Origin of the sequence: Domibacillus robiginosus (genome assembly GCF_000966195.1) — a bacterium.
GTDB classification, from domain to species: Bacteria; Bacillota; Bacilli; order Bacillales; family Domibacillaceae; genus Domibacillus; species Domibacillus robiginosus.
Genome location: NZ_LAHL01000088.1, coordinates 1 through 18,423, shown reverse-complemented (window position 1 = coordinate 18,423; position 18,423 = coordinate 1). Strand labels below are relative to the sequence as shown.

The following is an 18,423-nucleotide window of genomic DNA, read 5'->3' as shown; positions in this document are numbered from 1 at the left end:
AAAAAGCTGGTTATTTTATGAATAAGCAGTGTTGATCCGTGGAATCATCAACAACTTAATAGTCAAGATAGTAGCTATCTGCTGACCCTTTAGCTTCAATGATAAAATGGGAAACTCCAAAATCTTATTTTATATATACTTTCCAAGTGAGTCACTCGACCATTGATGGATAACGTGTTGTTCTCTGTTCAGCACTTTTTGCAAATAAATCATGGTTGTATGAATATCCTCATGTCCAAGTGCTTTCATTATAGAAAATATATCTGCTTTATTTATATGTGAAATAATCGCAAAGCTGTGTCTGAATACGTGAGCCGTTATTTTGATATGGCCAGAGCGAACAAACGGCAGATCTACCTCTTTGATCGCTCGTTTTAAATAATGTGCTAGACCGTCTGGTGTGAACGCCCTTCCTGTGCTGGTCACAAAAAGAGGTTCTCCGCTGTTATTTGGAAATGAAACCGGACGAAACCGTGCTTTTCGGTATCGAAGAATACTTTCCAGCACTTTTTCTTTTAATGGAATGTCTCGCCGTTTGTTTCCTTTTCCTGTAACTGATAAGTAATAATAGCCAAGAATACTGTCGTATTGTACATCAGCCACTGTTAAGCGGCATAATTCTTCATTCCGCATACCGGTACTTACAAGCACGTGAATAAGAGCAAATGAAATGTGCTGGTTTTGCTCCTCAAAATAATCAAGCAGCTGCATCACTTCACGTGGACCTAAATCCCGGTTAGGGCGGTCTTCCGCTCGAACAGAAACCGTTAACAGCTCTTCATGAATCGGCTTTTGAATATAGCCATTTTTAAATAGAAAGGAAAAGAAGCTTTTCCAAATAACTGTTTTTCGTTCCAATGTCGCCGGTGAATAGCTTCCTCTTTTCTGTACATGCGGACTTTCTTCAGCCACCCACTTTTGATAGCGGCGCAGATGGCGCTTTTCTAAGCTCTTAAACAGGGAGTTATCCACGATAGTTATATCTAAATGCATCTGAGGCCCATTCTCAAGCAGCTGTTTAATCATGATATGTAATTCCTTTTCATACTCGCGGATAGTTCGTTTGGAACGATTTGCTTTTTTATTTAAATTGGTTTCCCTGTACAGAAAATAGTGAAGCATATCCAGGTCATCAAAATAGTAAAAATCGGGCTTCCCTTCTCTCTCCGCCTGGTCCTTTCTGTTTACCAGTTCTGAAATTGTTTTATCAGAATCCATAGGAAACAGAGAACCTTCTCCACTGTTTATCATTAAATTATTCATTTGTATCTCCTAGATATTTTTTTGTTTTAAGTATTTTAATATTTAATTTTATTATAAATTATTTTTAGTTCATTTTATAATGATTTATATATAAGTTTTGTAATTCCTTTTATTATATAAAGTTATTAATATTATTTATTCAAAAAATATAGCATTTGTTGATTTTATTATAATAGCTAATATATAAAAATTTTTTATTTTTAACTAATTATTTTATTTTTTCTTATTTTGTATTTTATTTTTATTTGATCTATAATATATGTATATAATCTTATGTGAAAAATCGAATTAATAATGTTTATTTTTTCTTTTTCTATTATTTTTTATTTTTAAATATAATAGAGATAATTTTTTTAGTCTTGAATCAAATACTTTTATCAACATATAACAAAACAAAAAATTGAATAGTGTTTTTAATTATGAAAAGACGTTCAATCTGAACAGAAAATATATTCCTTATAGGAAAGGACATGAGCGAAAAAAAGGAACTGTAAATCCTGCCTTAAAAGGTAGCTATATATAATGGAAGAAACTCGGATCAAAATGAAGGAGAATAGATAAAAAATATGGAGATTTCGAATTTCTACACAACAAAAGAAGCGGCTGAGCACCTGGGAAAATCAGCAGTTACCATCGGCCATTATATTCGAATCGGAAAACTGACACCTGTTGAGGATCTATGGGGCGGCCATCGGGGTCATTTGTTTGAAAAAAGTGCTGTTGATCAATTAAAAGCAGAGCTTGATAAGGAAAAGCCGACTGGTATCATGACGGGAGAAGCAGCTGCTTATTTAGGTGTTACAAGAGCCGTCTTGCAATCCTATCTTCAAGAGCAATTGATTCCTTTTCAAAAAATAACATGGCGCAGCCGTGAAGTTGCCATTATCCAAAAAGCAGACTTGGAGCTGTTTCAGGAAGTGCATAAAGAGCGGCTCGTAGAAGACCGCTTAAAGCAGCGATTATTTTATGACCGGAAAAAGCAGCTCGCTTTTTATCAGCGTTTTTCGTCCGGCACGATTCAGGAGGCACGTCTGATTCAAAACGAGCAAAAAGAATGGTTATTTTTAATTATGGATACCAATACCCAAATCTCTTTTGAAGAAGGAGTCTATAAGCATGAATTAAAACCGGACTACACACTTTCCTTCGGAAAGCGGACGGGAACGCCTGGCTACGCAAAGCTGACACTACCCTTACAATTATCTTTTACCCGCCAGTTTCTTGACCTTTTATACGAACAGTTTGATTTGTCGAATGTATATATGGATATCCGCGCAGAAAACAACAGCTTGATTCTTTATGTAAAGGATGTTTTATTTAGCGGCGTAGAAAATGCAGAAACACTTGGGCACTTCCTCGAAAGCAAAATAGAAGAAGGCTTTGTGGCTTCGAATGCTCATCAAATACGGATTGAATCTGCAGAAAAAAGCTTATCTATTTACCTGCCAGCACATATTAAAAAGAAAATTAAGCAGGCCGCAACAGAACAGGGAACGACCATGCAGGAAATAGCTAAAAATATTATTATGGATTATTTTAAATAGTTGAATTGGCATGTAAAATATCTAAGAAAGAGCCGAAAAACATTACTATATCAAGGGTTATTGGAGCTCTGACGTTTGTAATTTCCTGTGTTATCCCACATTGCTCTGGAGAATATTAAGGACATATAAATTCAGGATAGACGCTTTAAAAAAGAGTCCTTACATGGACTCTTTTTTCATTATCAAATACTCCTTTACCAGACAGCAAGAAGGCTTCTTCCAATATAGGTGAATACTCTTAGCGAAATTGCCGGGCGTCATTGTTAAAGTCGTTCCGAATAGTATAACGGCGCCACTACAGTTGCTTGTTATCCATTTCATCTTCTATTGAATATTTCCCAGATCAAGATAAATACTGGGGAACGAATTGATTCTGATGTGCTAATGTCTAAACAGGTTGGCATTAATTTCAACGGTCAAGCCACTAAGAAAGGGACTTATAGTCGATGTTAAGATTCGATTTCAGTTGGGAGCCCTCTGGCTTCTTTTTTGTAAATCCTCGTCGCTTCTTCGACATTTCAAAACGTTCAAGTTTCAGATCCTGGTACCAAAGTTATATACAAAGGAAAGAAAGAAGCAGTTCGAATAATTTTGATTGATACTCCAGAAACCAAGCATCCTGATAAGTGTGTTCAGCTTTATAGACCTGAAGCATCAGGTTACTTATTCAGAATAGTTTGGCTAGAATTACTGTTTTCGAACCTAACACGAAGTACCTAAAAAAATTACAAGGTAGCGAAACAAAAGTGAAATCAGCTAAAAAAGGCATTTGGTCAAGTCTAAACGTAATCAAAGGCGCTTGTGCACCAAAATCGACCCCTATTCCTGTTAAGCCGGCTCTGAAAAAAACGGCTACTGCACCAGTAAAGAAAGAAAAAAGGATTATGTAAAAAAAGGAAATTTTAAGAAAGATATAGGCAACCCATATTCATTTCTTCGGCATTAAATATAGAAATATTATTTTACGTAACAAATATAGTGCTGCTGAAATTGTAAAAGTATCCGGTATAGAAGAATCGTATAAAACAGGGGTAAGAAAAAGTATCAATCTCTCAAATAGACCCAGCTACCAGCACTTCAACTAAGTCAGATGCGATAATGAAAAAGCATTTGCTTTTTCGACTTCTTCCCTCCCATTTTAAAAAAGGGATTTATTTCTTATCCCTTGGTCATTGTGCTCCCTAAAAACCTTTTCTAAGCACTCTTCTATCAGGGATGGAAAATATAATAGACTTGTTCATCTATGGATTTTGCCTGTAGTAGTGCTTTTCCCGCATAATTGAGCAGCTCCTCTGCACTAATGCTATGTTTCGGGTAGATACTAATTCCCATTTTTGCATCTACAATTATATCATTACCATTAATAGAAAATGGCTTACTGAAAATATCTGTTGTTAGGTGGATTCTTCTTTCCAGGTCCTCCACCTGGCTCATAAGCAGAACGAAAGAAGAACCGCCTAGGTGAAAAGCTTGAACGGCATGCTCTGCCAAGGAAGCTAGGCGACTAGAAAGCGCTATTAAAAAAGCATCTCCTTCCGCATGGCCAAACTGATCGTTTATTTCCTTAAAATCACCAATATGTATAATGCCAACAGCGAGGTTGGATTGTTGTTCATAAGTCCTTTCCATATAGGATTCTATCGACATGTCAAGCATACGCCGGTTAGGCAATCCAGTTAGTTCATTATGAAGGGCAAGATATTTCCATTTCCCCATTGCTGAAAGCTGTTCTCCTGTTACTTTAAAAGAATGAAAGCTGTAATCAGTCATTTTCTTTCACCTATCTTCCGTTTACTAGACCTGTTTGTCTGTTCTTCTTTTATTCTTCTTTTTTATGTGATTCCCTTCTAAATTGGATAGTTTTGAACGAATTTGTTTTAACAAGTAGCAGCTGATCGACCCTGATCAGTGTCGCATCTCCATTCATTCCATCGATCAGCAAACTCGTTCGGCGCCTGTAGAGTCGTTTCAGTATTTGCTTCCTTTTAGAATACAACCCAGGCTTTGTAAGCTTTGGCTGCAGTGGAAGAGCCTCTTCAATTTTACATCTGATAAAGTATATAAAAACAATTAAAAGTCCCATTGAAGAAAATAAATCAGCAGGACCTTTGTTTTATAGTATTACCTTCTACTTGTGACATAATTCTCCGTCCTACATCTAAACAAGGTTAAATTGGTTGACTCTTTGCAAGAAAATTCTGGATAATAGCTCATTTTTTCTTCCTTGTCCTATATTTTTGTTCTATGTCTATTTATTGATTAATACATTTTGGATTAATACATCTCGAATTAATACATTTTGAATTGGTTCGTTTAGTATGATGATTTTCCTATGTAGATTTTTAGTATTTATTTGATAAAGGAGTGATAAAACAATTTTTTTTGAGTATAAACTAACCAAGCGATGAATGTTAGATAAAAATCTCTTTTAGGCAATCTTAATTAACGTGGAGGGTGAGGAATGAAGGAAGTGACTAGTATTAGGGACATTCCTAATGATTCAATAGTCCCAAGAATTAGGAATACGTATATGAAGCCAAGAATAGTTGCATTTATTCCTGCCCATAACGAAGAAAAATCCATTCGCGACTGTTTAGCTGGTTTAGGGGATCAATCCTTGCCAAAAGACGTGGAACTGGATGTAATTGTAATTGCTGATAACTGTACAGATCGGACAGAGGAAGTAGCATTGGAAGCAGGACAAGAATTCAACTTAAGATTGAAAGTTCTCACTACCCAAAATAATAAACAGCGAAAAGTAGGAGCTTTAAACTTGGCTTGGAAAAGTATTTATGGAGATCCTTTAGATTTGTACGATAAAACTTTAACTGTGTTTGAGGAATATTACAAAGACTCAGTCAAAGCCATACTTGGTATGGATGCAGATAGCCGACTTGCACCAGAGGCATTATCTCAATTGTGGGATGGACTAATGAGTTCGCGAAATATTGGCGGTGTAATGGCCAAGTACACCATGAGAATGCCAAAAAAGAAAAGCCTCATTTCAAAAGATGATGTCCATTACGAAGAAAAAATTGCCAGTGGTGAATACGGGGGGCCAATCGCACGCTGGTGGACACACCAGCAAAAACAAGACATGGCAAGCTGGTTATTGGACCTTCAGTCTAGCGGAGGAAGTACGTATGTTCTCGGCGGCCAGGCCACCTTGTTTCGCCCAGAAGCATTACAAAACATTATCGATGAAAATAAACTAGATGGTCCCTGGCAGGATGAAAGTGACGTAGAGGATATGCTTTTAACCTGGCAAATCCAGAAAAAGTGGAAAACATTGATTAGCCCCACTGCTCGCTGTTTTGTGGATGCTATGAGATCGTACCATACCTTCCGACAACAGCGAAATAAATGGCAATCGGGAACGGTTGAATTGCTTACAAATAGTGATATCGGTGTTAAATCGAAACATAAATGGAAAATCTGGCGTTCCCAAATAAAAACACTGATCGATTTGATGATACGCGTATTATTTGTCTCATTATTAGCTTTGTCTGTCGCTACAGACCAGTTTTCTTGGTCCTGGATATGGCTGATACCTGTTGTTATAGCGTCTGTATTGAATACTATACTTGCATTGAAAACTCCCATGCATAGAACAATAGATGTCATTTTAGCTGCATTGCTGATTAGTCCCGAAATATATTTATGGGTTAATTTAATTACCTTTGCAAACGTATGGTTGGGCAAACTATCTGCCAACAAAAAAGATGGCTGGGCAACCCAGTATAACGCGGAAAGAGGCAACACACGAAGTAAACTAACTGAAGGGATCATAGCTATTATCTTTTTTATAGCATTAGGAACTTATCTCTGTATTGATCAAAGAGATTTTTTAACAAGCGAAACTGTACAGACAGCAGTAAAGCCTTACTTACAAACAGGGTGGGTAGTGCTAACCTATTTAACAATTTATACGTGTTTATCGATGTTGTTACAAACATGGAGATTAAGAAGCAGGCACACAGCTTAAAAATCATCTCTAGAAATAAAATGGCTAACAGTAATAACTATTAGCGATTGGAGGAATATTCATGAAAATAAAAAAAGCAATCATTCCTGCAGCTGGACTCGGGACTAGATTTTTACCAGCAACAAAAGCTCAACCAAAAGAAATGCTACCGATAGTCGATAAGCCAACCATCCAATATATTGTTGAAGAAGCAATCGCATCTGGAATTGAAGAAATTATTATAGTTACGGGAAAAGGGAAACAATCCATTGAAGACCACTTTGATTTTGCGCCTGACCTTGAGCAAAACTTATTAAAAAAAGGAAAATTGGATTTATTAGATAAAGTTCGTTACTCTACAAACCTTGCGAACATTCATTACATTCGGCAAAAGGAGCCAAAGGGGCTTGGACATGCTGTTTGGTGTGCACGTAATTTTATTGGTAATGAACCATTTGCCGTTCTCCTGGGAGATGATATAGTTCTAAGCGACACACCATGTTTAAGACAACTTATTAATATATATGAAGAAACACAATCATCTGTTATCGGCGTTCAATCAGTTCCCAATAAAGAAACACACCGATATGGAATCATTGATCCAGCTTCACAAAATAAAAAGCGATACCAGGTGCGGAACTTTGTTGAAAAACCAGCTCCAGGGTCAGCGCCTTCAAACCTTGCCATAATGGGACGTTATATTCTTACACCTGAAATTTTTATGTTTTTAAACCAGCAAGAAATTGGGGCTGGAGGAGAAATTCAGTTAACCGATGCCATTCAGCAATTAAATCAAATTCAAAGCGTATTCGCGTATAATTTTGAAGGAAAAAGATATGATGTTGGAGAAAAGATTGGGTTTGTAAAAACGACAATTGAGTTTGCACTCCTGCACGAAGATCTTCGAGATGAATTGATTACTTATCTTAAAGAATTAGCTGTTACTACTGAGTATACCTTTTTAAAATGATATAAATCATTAAAAAAGCTGAAATATACAAATTTTTATATGTAATGTCCTGTATAATTCAGCTTTTTATTACATTTTTCCGATGAAATATGTCAGGCACTTCGAAGTCAGGTCAGTTCAGCAGCCTGTAAGAAGTCTTAATACTTTCTTGTATAAATTCTTTTGAAGAGCATATTGAGTAAGATATAGTTATTTCCAAATCAAAATGTAGTTAACTTTTTATTGAACTTCTACAGAGTTTTTATGGAACCGCTTGATCTCAAATGATCATTAATCCAATTTATAATATCCATCTGCACTTCATCCTTATTGATTTCATTCAATAATTCATGACGTGCCTCTTTATATAGCTTGTACCTTACATCTTTACTGCCAATTTGTTTAAATGACTTAAAGGTTTGTAGTACTCCCTTTCCACTTTTTCCACCTACAGGGTCCCTACTTCCGGAAATCAAGAAAATCGGAAGGTCTAACGGAACGGAGCTTACATTTTGTTTTTTATGTACTGTTCCCAGACCATTAAGAAAGTCAAAGAAGAAGCCAGAGGAGAAAACCCCGCCGCACATAGAGTCTTCAATATATTTGTCCACTTGTTTTTCGTCTCTGCTTAACCAATCAAATTCTGTTCTATTTGGTCGAAATGCTTTATTGAAGTTTCCGAATGTAAGCTTATTTAGCAATGGGCTAGGCACCGTGCTTCCTTTCCGTTTCTTTTCTCTAGAAGCAATCATTGCACCGACCTTCCCTATTATTCCCGGATTTCCTCCCGTTCCGCACAACACCACGCCTGAAAGCTTGTCTCCGAACAATTGAATATATCGTCTCGATAAAAAAGACCCCATACTATGGCCAAATAAAAAGATAGGGACATCCGGATACTCCTTCTCCATAATAGTGGTCAAGGTACGCATATCCTGAAGGACTTTTTCAAACCCGTTCTCATCCGAAAAGTATCCATAACTATTCGCCAGTTTCGCTGTTTCACCGTGACCACGATGATCATTCCCATACACAAAGATGTTTTGAGCAGCCAGCTCCTTTGCAAAGGAATCATAGCGCATAATATATTCCGCCATACCATGAGCTATCTGAACAAGGGCTCTTGGCTTTTGCTGTTCTCCTTTTATCCATTTACTTGCAAACAAATCGACCCCATCGTCGGATGAAAACGTAAACGCTGATTGTTCTATCAATTTGAGCACACCCTTTACGATTTAACTTTTAATAACCCAGTTTTATAGGTTTATTCTGCGTGAATCTCCTAATCTCCTACACAATTCTTCACTTATGTTTTAATTATATACCGATGTTGAACATACTCTAACAACTGTAGTGCTTTTTTACGGCCTGTCTTCCTTTTACGATTGGCCTGCTGGGAGGCTCTCACTTTCTCCCCTATATGTGGATCTATAAAAGCAGGGCATATTTGTTTGTCACTTTAGGCACTTGTATATCTTCTCTCTTTTTAGGCAGTTACTTTATCGAGGGAGCTTTTATTTTCATTCCATTATCAATCTCAATTATATATGGGATTGGGGTTTTATTAATCTTAAACGAATTGAAAACCGGTAAAGGTCTTCAAACGAATATTGTGTAGTCATCTATTTTAAATGACTGCATAATAATAACCCCCGGCATGCCGGGGGTTGTTAGCATTTTTGCTTGATTTTTGGTATGCCTGCCTTAATTGAGAAAATTTAATTCGGCAGCCTTTAAATCATGAAATGTTTTGATCAGTCAGTGCATATAACCTCATATAGATTAAAATCCAACTTTTTAGAGGAAAGAGGTCTCGATCTTTCTGAATAAAACACTTTCTATTTTAATTGGGAGCTTTTTTATTGCAGTGGGTGTCAACGTTTTTCTTGTTCCCTCTGAGCTGCTTGATGGCGGAACGATTGGCATTGGACTCGTTTCCCATTATGTAACAGGTATACAGGTGGGACTAGTTATTATCATAGTCAATACGCCTATTTTTATTTTTTCCTGGTTTTATAATCGTTCCTTTTTTTATAACAGTCTGCATGGTATGCTTTTTTCTGCTTTTATGATTGATCTACTTTACCCGCTGCATTCGATTAGCGAGCACCATACCATTCCGATTATATTTGCCATCATGGGAGGTATCATTGTAGGTCTTGGAATTGGCATTATGCTGTGGTTTAATACAAGTGTTGGCGGAACCGACCTCCTGGCCCTGATGTTTGCCAGAAGTAGGAACGTAAATCCGGGCATGGTTATTTTTATCTTTGATTTTATGATTGTTTTTACAGGAAGCCTCATCATGTCGTCGGAGGGGTCTCTATTGTTATCCTGCCTTGCTGTCATCTGTGTAGGAATTACAACCAGTTTGGTATCTGCGGCAAAACAGGTACAATAATAAATAATGAACACTACATTTATCTCGTCAGCTTCCTTTATCTGTTCTTGCTCTGCGCGAAGGGTCTATTAGAAAACCAAGAATTAAATCCCACAGGAAAAGGCTGAAAGCTGTCCAAGTGAATCGCGACAGTCAAAAGGTTTATGTACTCTTATTGTAAAGCTCTTTCCTACTGTATTTATTTTTTCACTGCCTTTAAAAGTACTCCTGTAAATGCACAGTAGCAAAGGCACAGTCTTGGAATTCATAAAAATAGAACCAATGATTTCCACAAAAAACACCCGCTATCGTCAACAAATAGCGGGCTTAAAAACAAATTACCATACATTATTTATTTGTTCCTGGCGTTTCTACTGGCGGCTCTATTGGAGTTTCTGCCGGTGGTTTTCCTGGCGCTTCTGCTGGTGGCTCTATTGGTGTCTCTGCCGGCGGCTTTATTGGCGCTTCTGCTGGTGGCTCTATTGGTGTCTCTGCCGGTGACTTTGTTGGAGTTTCTTCTGGTGGTGTTGGTCTTTCCGCATAATCGCTCATATCCATTCTCCTTACCTTCAATGACATTTACTATGATTAATTGACTAAATTCTTGTGTTTTAAACCTATTTTTTAAACAAGCTCCGGTCCTGATCGTACACATTGGCTCAGAAATTATTGGTATGTATTTTTTAGATTTTGTATACAGACTGAATGTGCTTATCAACACATTTTATATGAATGACTAAGAAATGTAACCATATAAAACAATTGATGACTCTTTGCGGCCCTTCACTTCTGAGCATGTCTTCTCTCCTCTAACCACATTTTATCCTTCTGGAAAAGTCATTATTTTAAATAACCTAACACCTGAAGCCACATCTTCTTTTTACCTGCAGAAAAAATTTTCATTGAGTGCTTGCTGCTTAGCCAGTTATCTTTCATATTTCATCAATTTATATTTTGTTTGTATAAAATAATATGGAATGTGTTTATACTTACTGATAGCGAGAGACCCCTCTCTCCCATGTAGAATCCATAACACTTATGCAGTCAGAGCCCCCTCTGGCTGTTTTTTTATGCAACTTTTCTCTCTGTTTCTTTACTTTGTATAGCAGTAATACATAAGTAATATTGCTATCTTTGTTTAAACCATACTTAAAATACTTTACGTGTTATTTTATTTGATGTTACGTTTTTGATTTAAATGGTATTATTTATTTTTTTATAATATTGAATTTTGCACATTATTAATTATGTTTATATATTATTATTTACTTTTCTCAAAATACACTTCTCAGCTGTACAAATAATTTGCGCGAAACCATCATTTCAGCAATAAGTGTTGCTTCACAAAAGAACGCCCTATTGTTTGCCAAATTCTTCTTTCTCTTGTTTCATTTTTCGTTTTGCAGTACAATACACCTAAGTGATATTTTTAAACAGTCAACTCCTGCTCTTGCAGGAGTCTTTTTTTTGCTTTTTCAATAAACTGTTTTAATATCAATTAGGGAATTCGGTACCGCTCTGAATAAGTTAAATCCAGGAGCCCCGGTCAGCTTTCCTGTTCAATTTTACAGCCAATGTTTGTTGACGCTTTCATTGTTTTATGGACTATTTTTTTATATTATTATATTGATTTATTCATTACTCTTCTTGTCTTTCAATAGATTTCAAGCAATATAGTTAACATAATAATACTATTGTTAATCAAGTTTAATTAAAAAAATACACTTTTACGATGTTTTGAAGTTCTTTTTCAACGTAAAAGTGTATTTTATTTAATAGATATTGTGACAAGTATAAAGCTTTATTTATTTTGTTCCATCAACTCGTAATGGGTTTCTTCCCCTTTAGATTTGGTAAACAAGCTGATAACAAAGCCGGCAAGACCGCCTGCTATCGCCGGAATAATCCATCCTAGTCCCAATTCATAAAGCGGAAGGTGATGAATAAAAAATGTATCAATAAGAGAAACAACGTGCAGCCCTGTTGCTTTTAAGCCTTCCATAATACTGATCATAAAAGTCAGCAGCATGCTTCCCTGATAAATAAACCTATTCCCTTTAATTACAGGATGAAGGAATGTGAGAAAAATTAAAACAATAGCTAGCGGATACAGCACACTTAATACTGGAACAGAAATAGTAATTAATTGAGTTAATCCTACATTGGCGATAACAGCACTAAATACGCATAAAGCAACTGCGATTGTTTTGTACGGGATTGCCGGGAATAATTTATGGAAATAAGTAGAGCAGGAAGTAATAAGCCCGACACTTGTAGTTAAACAAGCAACTGTAATCATCAGGCCAAGTAATATTCCACCATATGTTCCAAAATAATAATTTGAAGCTCCCGCCAGTACGGCGCCACCGTTATTTAACCTTCCAATGCCTGATACGCTTGCAGCTCCCATATAAGATAGAGCCGTATAAATAGCAGCGAGAATTACAGCTGCAATCAGAACCGCTTTCAAGCAAACAGCCATAATATCTTTTTTCGTTTGTGCGCCTTTTTCTTTGATAGCATTAATAATAATGATACCAAATACAAATGATGCCAGCGTATCCATTGTTAAATACCCTTCTTGAAAACCATTGAAAAAAGCATTCGTCTGGTACTTTTCAATTGGCTCCTGCATCTTCCCGATTGGATTTACACATGCTACTACAGCTAAGATCCCAATAAAGGTTATTTTGATTGGTGTAAGCAATTTTCCGACAATATCGACAATTTTCGCCGGATTTAGTGAGAAAAAGCACGTGATACTAAAAAAGATCACGGTAAAAATAAGTAAAGGCATGAACGTTGAATTTTCTGACAAAAAAGGTTTTACACCGATTTCAAAAGAAACGCTTCCTGTCCGTGGAATAGCGAATAAAGGGCCAATTGCCAGATAAAGAATAGTTGTAAATACAACTCCAAAAATAGGATGTACACGACTCGCCAATGATTGCAAATCTTCTTTTCCAGAAAAACCAAAGGCCATAACGCCAATTAACGGAAGCCCAACTCCAGTTACTAAAAATCCCGCTGTCGCTATCCAGACGTTAGTTCCTGCTGATTGACCCAACATGGCCGGGAAAATTAAATTTCCAGCTCCAAAAAACAGAGCGAATAACATCAAGCCTATTACTACTGTGAATGAAAATGGTACTTTTTTTGACACTTAAAAAGCCTCCTGTTGCTATACATGTTGTCACAAACCATCCACTATCATACACCAACATAATAGAAAACGTAAGGCTTTATGAAAAATCCAGAACATTCAATTAAAAGTATACTAGTATACTTTTAATTGAATGTTTATTAAGAAAACAGTTTTACAACCAGACAAATACCCCTGTTCTATTGTAAGAATACAGGGGTACAATTAACGGAATACAGTCATAATAATGATCCTTTTTTATATGATTAATATTATTGGGCAGATAGAAATTTTTCAAGTGAATCCAATGCTTTTACTTCATCACTGCCATCAGCAACAAGTTTCACTTCTGTACCCGGCGTAAGTGCTGCAGCCATTACACCCATGATACTTTTAGCTGCAATGACTCTTTCGTTGCGAATTAAGGTAATATTACTGCTGAATGTGTTTGCTTTTTCTACAAACTGTGCAGCAGGTTTTGACTGAAGCCCTTCTTTAATTCCAATTTTAACGTTTCTTTCTACCATAGTACAGACCAACCTTTCAAATTATATTTTTGTAAACGCTTTCTAAAGTATAACCATTCTATCTTATTTTTATACAGCTTGTAATGGGCAATGTGCATAAAGAAATAAATTCCTTTTTGTGCACATCGTTTATATCTTGACAAGTACAAACCTCTTTTTACATTGTTGTTTTGTTTGTTATGAAAAGCAGGTCATTTTTAACTTACCAGCTTTTTTGCTGTATGAATGCTTGCTGTAACCATTTCATCCATCCTTCCAATGTGTTTAGTTATACTTTACGCTATTTATTAAAGGAGGTAAAATTTTAACTTCTGAATTTGTGTTTTTTTTAATTATTTTAAGTAAAACAAAGTAAAATCAAAAAATAACAAAGCAAAGAGAAAACTCAACAATAGAATATCCCTTGGAATATACAAATTTGTAATTTCATCTTTTTCTGTCTATCTATTCTTCAACATTATATTATTTATTTTTCTATGCATTTTACTTATAAGTAAAGTAAATGTAATCTGATATAAAAAGGAAGAGGCACATGTAAAACAAGGAAAACTTTTTCAACGGAATGCCTGCCCTGATAAACAATGAGGTTTCTGACGGTATGAATATGCTGCAGTCAGAAAATGGGCTTCTTAGTATTAGCCCTTACCCAGTTGCTGGTGAAGAAGAATCTGATTTAATTAATGGCGGCATGAAGACCTTTACCACCGTTCCTGGTCTTCTATTTTGACAGCGCAGAGTCATTCACTATGATTCGCGACGGTCATACTGATTTAGCTATTCTTGGCGGTATGGAGACGGTGTCTAACGCTCCTTATGCTGTTTTTAAAGCACGATTCGGTGCGAGTATGGGCAAATAATATCCAATGGTTGACTTAATGGTGCTATGACGGCCTTTCCTGCAGCTTTACTTGCGTGCATATGGACACACATGGTAACGCAAAAGCGGAAGCGTTGTCTCTTTCACGCAAAGAACAAGATCAGTGAACAGCCCGCAGTCACGAGCAGGATTTAGTCGCTATTGAAAACGGCACATTAGCAGAAGAGATCTTCCCGGTACCCGTGCCCCAGCAAAGGCGATCTTATTATTGTAGATACAGATGAATTCCCTTGTAAAAACACAACTGCGGATGTACTGGCAAAGCTGCACCCTGCATTTGGAAAAGAAGGAGCCATTACAGCTGGAAATGCCCCGGGCGTGAATGACGGTGCAGTTGCTCTTGTACTGATGAACAAAGAACGAGCCGAGCGTGAAGGAAAAAGCATTCTGGCAACTATTAGTGGCCATGCGGAAGTTGCGGTAGAGGCAGAGAAGTTCCCCCAAACACCAGGTCTTGCGATTAATGAAATTCTAAAAAAACAGGCAAGTCTGTAGAAGAGTAAGCAATAAGATCGCCGGGATTGATCGTGAAAAAGTAAACGTTATGGCGGTGCGGTAGCACTTGGCCATCCGATCGGTCCAGCGGAGCACACATTGTTCTGACGCTGGCTTATGAATTAAAACGGCGCGGCGATGGAATTGGTATTGCAGCCATCTGTCCAGAAAGCGGACAGGGAGATGCCATTATGATTGAAGGATCAAAAGGATACAGCGCTTTCTTGGATGTTTAAAATTAAAATAAAAGAAGAGTCAGAAAAACATCTACTGTTGAATGCTTTTCTGACTTTTTTCTCGCTTTTTCCTTTTACTTCCATAACAAGGATAAAGGGGCTTTTATTAAAATGACAAGTAAAACCAGCATCATCCTACATGTTCTCACAGCAAACAATTTCACCCCCTCCCCTATCCATTAATCCTTGGTCTATTCCCTCCAATTAGTCCATATGACTTATTAGAATGGCGAGTCGGTCTTGAATTACATATTTCCCATATTTGAGTTGCAATGATCTACGTATAACAAACTTCTTATTGCTATTTTAAAAGTCCATACATTTTTTACTATGGTAAATAAAAAAGCAATTATTATTTACATAATGCAAATGATCATTTACATTCGGACTATAATCATTTACAATTTTATTAACCAGATTCCGGAAAGGATTTTAACATGCTTCAAAATAGAGTTCGTGAATTGCGTGCGCGCTTCAGATGGACACAAGAAGATTTAGCTAAAAAGATTGGTGCAACAAGACAAACAATCGGCTTGATTGAAAAAGGTGATTATGCACCGTCCATTACAATGGCTTTGAAAATTGCTCATGCATTTGAAGTTAAAGTAGAAGAGGTTTTTTATTTAAAATTGGAGGATTGATTTTAATGTTGCAAAAAATGCTGCGTTCACCCTTCATTCCATTGTTAGGATACCTATTGATCATTGGATTCTTTTTGATCTCTTTGCTAGTATCCCAAAATCATCAGTCACTTGTTTGGCTGAGTTTACTAACTTTGACGGCTTTTAGCTTAATATGGGTGTCTTTAATTTCATGGAACAATCGTAAACATCCTGAAAATAAACTAAATGCCTGGAGCCTGATACCTCCTGAATTTCGGGAGATGGATGAAGGGCAGCAATGGATCACCTTTAAAGCTTGCCGTAATGTTTATATCTTCTATTCGTTTGCCCTGCCGTTAATAGCAGGCCTCTGCTTTGCTTTCTCTGACATCAAATTTATGCCTTTGTTGTTAATAGGCGCCTTGGGGACAGGACAGTATATTGTTTACTGGATGACGATTAAAAAATTAAACAGACTTTAAGCCTATAGAAAAAGAGGTGATCCTTTATGCTTGAGTGGGCGGAACAAGCGGATTTTATTTGGCAGTTAGTAGTATTATTTCTATTGGGTGCAGCTCCATGGATGGATGTCTCAATTATTATTCCCATAGGGATTCTTTGGGGCCTGCCGCCAGTAGCAGTTGCTCTTACAGCTTTTATAGGAAATTTTCTCTTACTATTGCTACTCGGGATCTTTTTTGAGCAGATCAATATATGGAGACTCGAAAGAAAAAAGAAAAAAGGACTGATAGGCCCCTCTAAAAAGGAAACAAGGTCGAAAGTTATTTGGGACAAATATGGAATTCCCGGCCTTGCTATTATTGCGCCTATCTTTGTCGGGACAGATATTGCGGCTATATTTGCCCTGATTTTTGGTTCTTCCAGGAAGCGGGTTATTGGCTGGATGACAGGCAGTCTTGCCTTTTGGACGTTGATTTTTACCATTTGCTCAATTTATGGTTTTAATTTGTTAGATTTAAAGTAATAACAATTATATTGCAACTGAATAAAAAGCAGTGTCTTCCCTGTTAACATATTAATAAAGCCTGGTGTTGTTCACCAGATTTTTTAATGTTTTTTTTGAATTTTGCACATTGTTTATTTTTCTTATTAAATAAGTATTTTTTATATTGATTTTGTCAGCCAAGCGCTGAATTGGCACTTTAAATCCCTGGCTTCCTTAACAACTTTACTGATTTGGGCTGATGCTGCCTCTCTTGCCACTTTTTGATGCTTTGACCGTTAAAAAACATTCTTATTTGCGTCAATGGTCGCCCTCATTATTATGACCCCAACGATTTTATCGATCGATACACTTTCCTCTGTCAGCATCGAGTCCTCCAGCAATGACGCCCTTCTATAGTTTCTTTATTGACAGGCACTTTTTTCCTCGGCTTTACATACACAATGTCTTCTCCCTGCACCTGTTCATAGGAATTTCAATTTCTTTATCATTTCTTAGCACTGTTGTAATCTTTGCCTGCAGACCCATCAGCTACTTAATTGCTTCAGACCACCTGCCTTTTGCATTCGCCTCGAACAATTTGTTTGTATAATTAGGGATATATATTTAGATTCTTGAAATCTTTGCTTTCTTGATACTTTCTTTACTTATGCTCTCTGATCATTACTACTTAGAATTACTGTGACCGCCTTTATACACGCAGAACGATAAGTGATTTCCCGGAAAGAATCATTTTTATATGCAGCGTAAAAAACGCCATGTTGCTTTTTCCACATAAGTGTCTCTATCTGTTTCTGTTTTCACTTGAAACCCTTCTGTGTGCAGTACTTTTACATTTTCTTCATCCATAATAAAAAGTGTGCACATAATCGTATCTTTTTGCTCAGCTGCATTATCAAGTACTATTATTTTATAGGAATTCATGTTTAACAGTTCCACGCCCTTATTATGACTTTATTTACTTGCTATGTATTATTAGCACCGTAAAGCAGTCTTAAACCTTTATTCATCTCAAGAAATATGTTTTATTTTTCATAAATAAAAAAGACAACCTGATTTCTCAAGTTGTCTTAACGTGCCAGGCGGCGTCCTGCTCTCACAGGGGGAAACCCCCAACTACCATCGGCGCTGAAGAGCTTAACGGCCGTGTTCGGGATGGGAACGGGTGTGACCTCTTCGCTGTAGCCACCTGACTATGAAGTTTGAAAGAAGTGTTCTTTCAAAACTGGATAGAAGCTTGCATTGTATGGGCAAAAACCTTTCATTTACACGCCATATGTTGTCCAGCCTCGGGTGCGATCAGCTCGCGTCGCTTCGGCCTGGCTCATGAGGCCAAAAGCGCCTCATGCAGCCATTCCTCCAGCGCGTGTCGCTGATGGACACGCACCCTCGGCATTTCAGTTGATTAAGTCCTCGATCGATTAGTATTCGTCAGCTCCATGCGTCGCCGCACTTCCACCTCGAACCTATCTACCTCGTC

At 37.0% G+C, this 18,423-nt stretch carries 17 protein-coding genes, 1 rRNA gene and 3 pseudogenes; 13 read left to right on the top strand and 8 right to left on the bottom strand.

Annotated elements, in window-relative coordinates; genetic code table 11:
• Nucleotides 1-129: 129 nt before the first annotated feature.
• On the bottom strand, nucleotides 130-1,263 hold the full coding sequence (locus VP97_RS22795) for a tyrosine-type recombinase/integrase (RefSeq protein WP_050184484.1): 1,134 nt from the start codon (nucleotides 1,261-1,263) through the stop codon (nucleotides 130-132).
• 566 nt (nucleotides 1,264-1,829) lie between these two features.
• On the opposite strand from VP97_RS22795, the gene VP97_RS22790 reads away from it, so the two are divergent.
• Nucleotides 1,830-2,807, top strand: coding sequence for a helix-turn-helix domain-containing protein (locus tag VP97_RS22790; protein ID WP_050184483.1), 978 nt, complete (start codon nucleotides 1,830-1,832; stop codon nucleotides 2,805-2,807).
• 926 nt (nucleotides 2,808-3,733) lie between these two features.
• The gene (locus VP97_RS25010; protein ID WP_425388520.1) at nucleotides 3,734-3,892 is read left to right on the top strand and encodes an HTH-like domain-containing protein; all 159 of its coding nucleotides are present in this window, start codon (nucleotides 3,734-3,736) and stop codon (nucleotides 3,890-3,892) included.
• 124 nt (nucleotides 3,893-4,016) lie between these two features.
• Here the strand turns inward: VP97_RS25010 and VP97_RS22785 are convergent, their stop codons facing one another.
• The gene (locus tag VP97_RS22785) at nucleotides 4,017-4,577 is read right to left on the bottom strand and encodes a GGDEF domain-containing protein (protein WP_050184482.1); all 561 of its coding nucleotides are present in this window, start codon (nucleotides 4,575-4,577) and stop codon (nucleotides 4,017-4,019) included.
• A gap of 691 nt (nucleotides 4,578-5,268) precedes the next feature.
• On the opposite strand from VP97_RS22785, the gene VP97_RS22780 reads away from it, so the two are divergent.
• Both VP97_RS22780 and galU read left to right on the top strand, forming a co-directional pair.
• A complete protein-coding gene (locus tag VP97_RS22780) occupies nucleotides 5,269-6,792 on the top strand; it encodes a glycosyltransferase family 2 protein (protein ID WP_050184481.1) in 1,524 nt (507 codons plus the stop codon).
• 61 nt (nucleotides 6,793-6,853) lie between these two features.
• The gene (galU, locus tag VP97_RS22775) at nucleotides 6,854-7,741 is read left to right on the top strand and encodes a UTP--glucose-1-phosphate uridylyltransferase GalU (RefSeq protein ID WP_050184480.1); all 888 of its coding nucleotides are present in this window, start codon (nucleotides 6,854-6,856) and stop codon (nucleotides 7,739-7,741) included.
• A 230-nt stretch (nucleotides 7,742-7,971) separates the two neighbouring features.
• Here the strand turns inward: galU and VP97_RS22770 are convergent, their stop codons facing one another.
• The gene (locus VP97_RS22770) at nucleotides 7,972-8,934 is read right to left on the bottom strand and encodes an alpha/beta hydrolase (protein WP_245629970.1); all 963 of its coding nucleotides are present in this window, start codon (nucleotides 8,932-8,934) and stop codon (nucleotides 7,972-7,974) included.
• Between the two features lie 167 nt (nucleotides 8,935-9,101).
• On the opposite strand from VP97_RS22770, the pseudogene VP97_RS25005 reads away from it, so the two are divergent.
• Nucleotides 9,102-9,338: pseudogene (locus tag VP97_RS25005) on the top strand (DUF7010 family protein); the annotation flags it as partial.
• A 198-nt stretch (nucleotides 9,339-9,536) separates the two neighbouring features.
• Entirely contained in the window at nucleotides 9,537-10,121 is a 585-nt protein-coding gene (locus tag VP97_RS22765) for a YitT family protein (RefSeq protein ID WP_050184479.1), read from the top strand.
• 327 nt (nucleotides 10,122-10,448) lie between these two features.
• Here VP97_RS22765 and VP97_RS22760 read toward each other — a convergent pair whose 3' ends face one another.
• The 3 genes from VP97_RS22760 to VP97_RS22750 form a co-directional block, all read right to left on the bottom strand.
• A complete protein-coding gene (locus VP97_RS22760) occupies nucleotides 10,449-10,652 on the bottom strand; it encodes a hypothetical protein (RefSeq protein ID WP_050184478.1) in 204 nt (67 codons plus the stop codon).
• A 1,249-nt stretch (nucleotides 10,653-11,901) separates the two neighbouring features.
• On the bottom strand, nucleotides 11,902-13,263 hold the full coding sequence (brnQ, locus tag VP97_RS22755; protein ID WP_050184477.1) for a branched-chain amino acid transport system II carrier protein: 1,362 nt from the start codon (nucleotides 13,261-13,263) through the stop codon (nucleotides 11,902-11,904).
• A gap of 251 nt (nucleotides 13,264-13,514) precedes the next feature.
• The gene (locus tag VP97_RS22750) at nucleotides 13,515-13,769 is read right to left on the bottom strand and encodes an HPr family phosphocarrier protein (RefSeq protein ID WP_050184476.1); all 255 of its coding nucleotides are present in this window, start codon (nucleotides 13,767-13,769) and stop codon (nucleotides 13,515-13,517) included.
• A gap of 562 nt (nucleotides 13,770-14,331) precedes the next feature.
• Between VP97_RS22750 and VP97_RS24635 the strand changes: the two are divergent.
• The 7 genes and pseudogenes from VP97_RS24635 to VP97_RS22735 all read left to right on the top strand — a co-directional run.
• Nucleotides 14,332-14,563: pseudogene (locus VP97_RS24635) on the top strand (CoA-transferase); the annotation flags it as partial.
• Nucleotides 14,564-14,850: 287 nt separating this feature from the next.
• A pseudogene (locus tag VP97_RS24630) lies at nucleotides 14,851-14,943 on the top strand (hypothetical protein); the annotation flags it as partial.
• 21 nt (nucleotides 14,944-14,964) lie between these two features.
• Nucleotides 14,965-15,141, top strand: a complete 177-nt coding sequence (locus tag VP97_RS24625) for a hypothetical protein (protein ID WP_245629968.1) — start codon at nucleotides 14,965-14,967, stop codon at nucleotides 15,139-15,141.
• Nucleotides 15,142-15,239: 98 nt separating this feature from the next.
• Nucleotides 15,240-15,377: a hypothetical protein gene (locus VP97_RS24620; protein ID WP_082220516.1), complete on the top strand. Its 138-nt coding sequence runs from the start codon at nucleotides 15,240-15,242 to the stop codon at nucleotides 15,375-15,377.
• A gap of 437 nt (nucleotides 15,378-15,814) precedes the next feature.
• The gene (locus VP97_RS22745; RefSeq protein ID WP_050184475.1) at nucleotides 15,815-16,018 is read left to right on the top strand and encodes a helix-turn-helix transcriptional regulator; all 204 of its coding nucleotides are present in this window, start codon (nucleotides 15,815-15,817) and stop codon (nucleotides 16,016-16,018) included.
• 5 nt (nucleotides 16,019-16,023) lie between these two features.
• Complete coding sequence (locus VP97_RS22740; protein WP_050184474.1) at nucleotides 16,024-16,461, top strand: hypothetical protein; 438 nt, start codon at nucleotides 16,024-16,026, stop codon at nucleotides 16,459-16,461.
• A gap of 26 nt (nucleotides 16,462-16,487) precedes the next feature.
• Entirely contained in the window at nucleotides 16,488-16,964 is a 477-nt protein-coding gene (locus VP97_RS22735) for a small multi-drug export protein (protein WP_050184473.1), read from the top strand.
• Nucleotides 16,965-17,678: 714 nt separating this feature from the next.
• Here VP97_RS22735 and VP97_RS22730 read toward each other — a convergent pair.
• Both VP97_RS22730 and rrf read right to left on the bottom strand, forming a co-directional pair.
• Nucleotides 17,679-17,867 (bottom strand): hypothetical protein, encoded by a 189-nt coding sequence (locus VP97_RS22730; protein WP_050184472.1) that lies wholly within the window; start codon nucleotides 17,865-17,867, stop codon nucleotides 17,679-17,681.
• A 153-nt stretch (nucleotides 17,868-18,020) separates the two neighbouring features.
• A 5S ribosomal RNA gene (gene rrf / locus VP97_RS22725) occupies nucleotides 18,021-18,136 on the bottom strand.
• Between the last annotated feature and the right edge of the window lie 287 nt (nucleotides 18,137-18,423).

Bases quoted from the DNA above. Each gene is read 5' to 3' on its own strand.
- VP97_RS22745 (WP_050184475.1), top strand. From the start codon at position 15,815: ATGCTTCAAAATAGAGTTCGTGAATTGCGTGCGCGCTTCAGATGGACA.
- VP97_RS22795 (WP_050184484.1), bottom strand. From the start codon at position 1,263: ATGAATAATTTAATGATAAACAGTGGAGAAGGTTCTCTGTTTCCTATG.
- VP97_RS22760 (WP_050184478.1), bottom strand. From the start codon at position 10,652: ATGAGCGATTATGCGGAAAGACCAACACCACCAGAAGAAACTCCAACA.
- VP97_RS22730 (WP_050184472.1), bottom strand. From the start codon at position 17,867: ATGAATTCCTATAAAATAATAGTACTTGATAATGCAGCTGAGCAAAAA.
- galU (WP_050184480.1), top strand. From the start codon at position 6,854: ATGAAAATAAAAAAAGCAATCATTCCTGCAGCTGGACTCGGGACTAGA.
- VP97_RS22740 (WP_050184474.1), top strand. From the start codon at position 16,024: ATGTTGCAAAAAATGCTGCGTTCACCCTTCATTCCATTGTTAGGATAC.
- VP97_RS22735 (WP_050184473.1), top strand. From the start codon at position 16,488: ATGCTTGAGTGGGCGGAACAAGCGGATTTTATTTGGCAGTTAGTAGTA.
- VP97_RS22780 (WP_050184481.1), top strand. From the start codon at position 5,269: ATGAAGGAAGTGACTAGTATTAGGGACATTCCTAATGATTCAATAGTC.
- VP97_RS22790 (WP_050184483.1), top strand. From the start codon at position 1,830: ATGGAGATTTCGAATTTCTACACAACAAAAGAAGCGGCTGAGCACCTG.
- VP97_RS22785 (WP_050184482.1), bottom strand. From the start codon at position 4,577: ATGACTGATTACAGCTTTCATTCTTTTAAAGTAACAGGAGAACAGCTT.
- VP97_RS22750 (WP_050184476.1), bottom strand. From the start codon at position 13,769: ATGGTAGAAAGAAACGTTAAAATTGGAATTAAAGAAGGGCTTCAGTCA.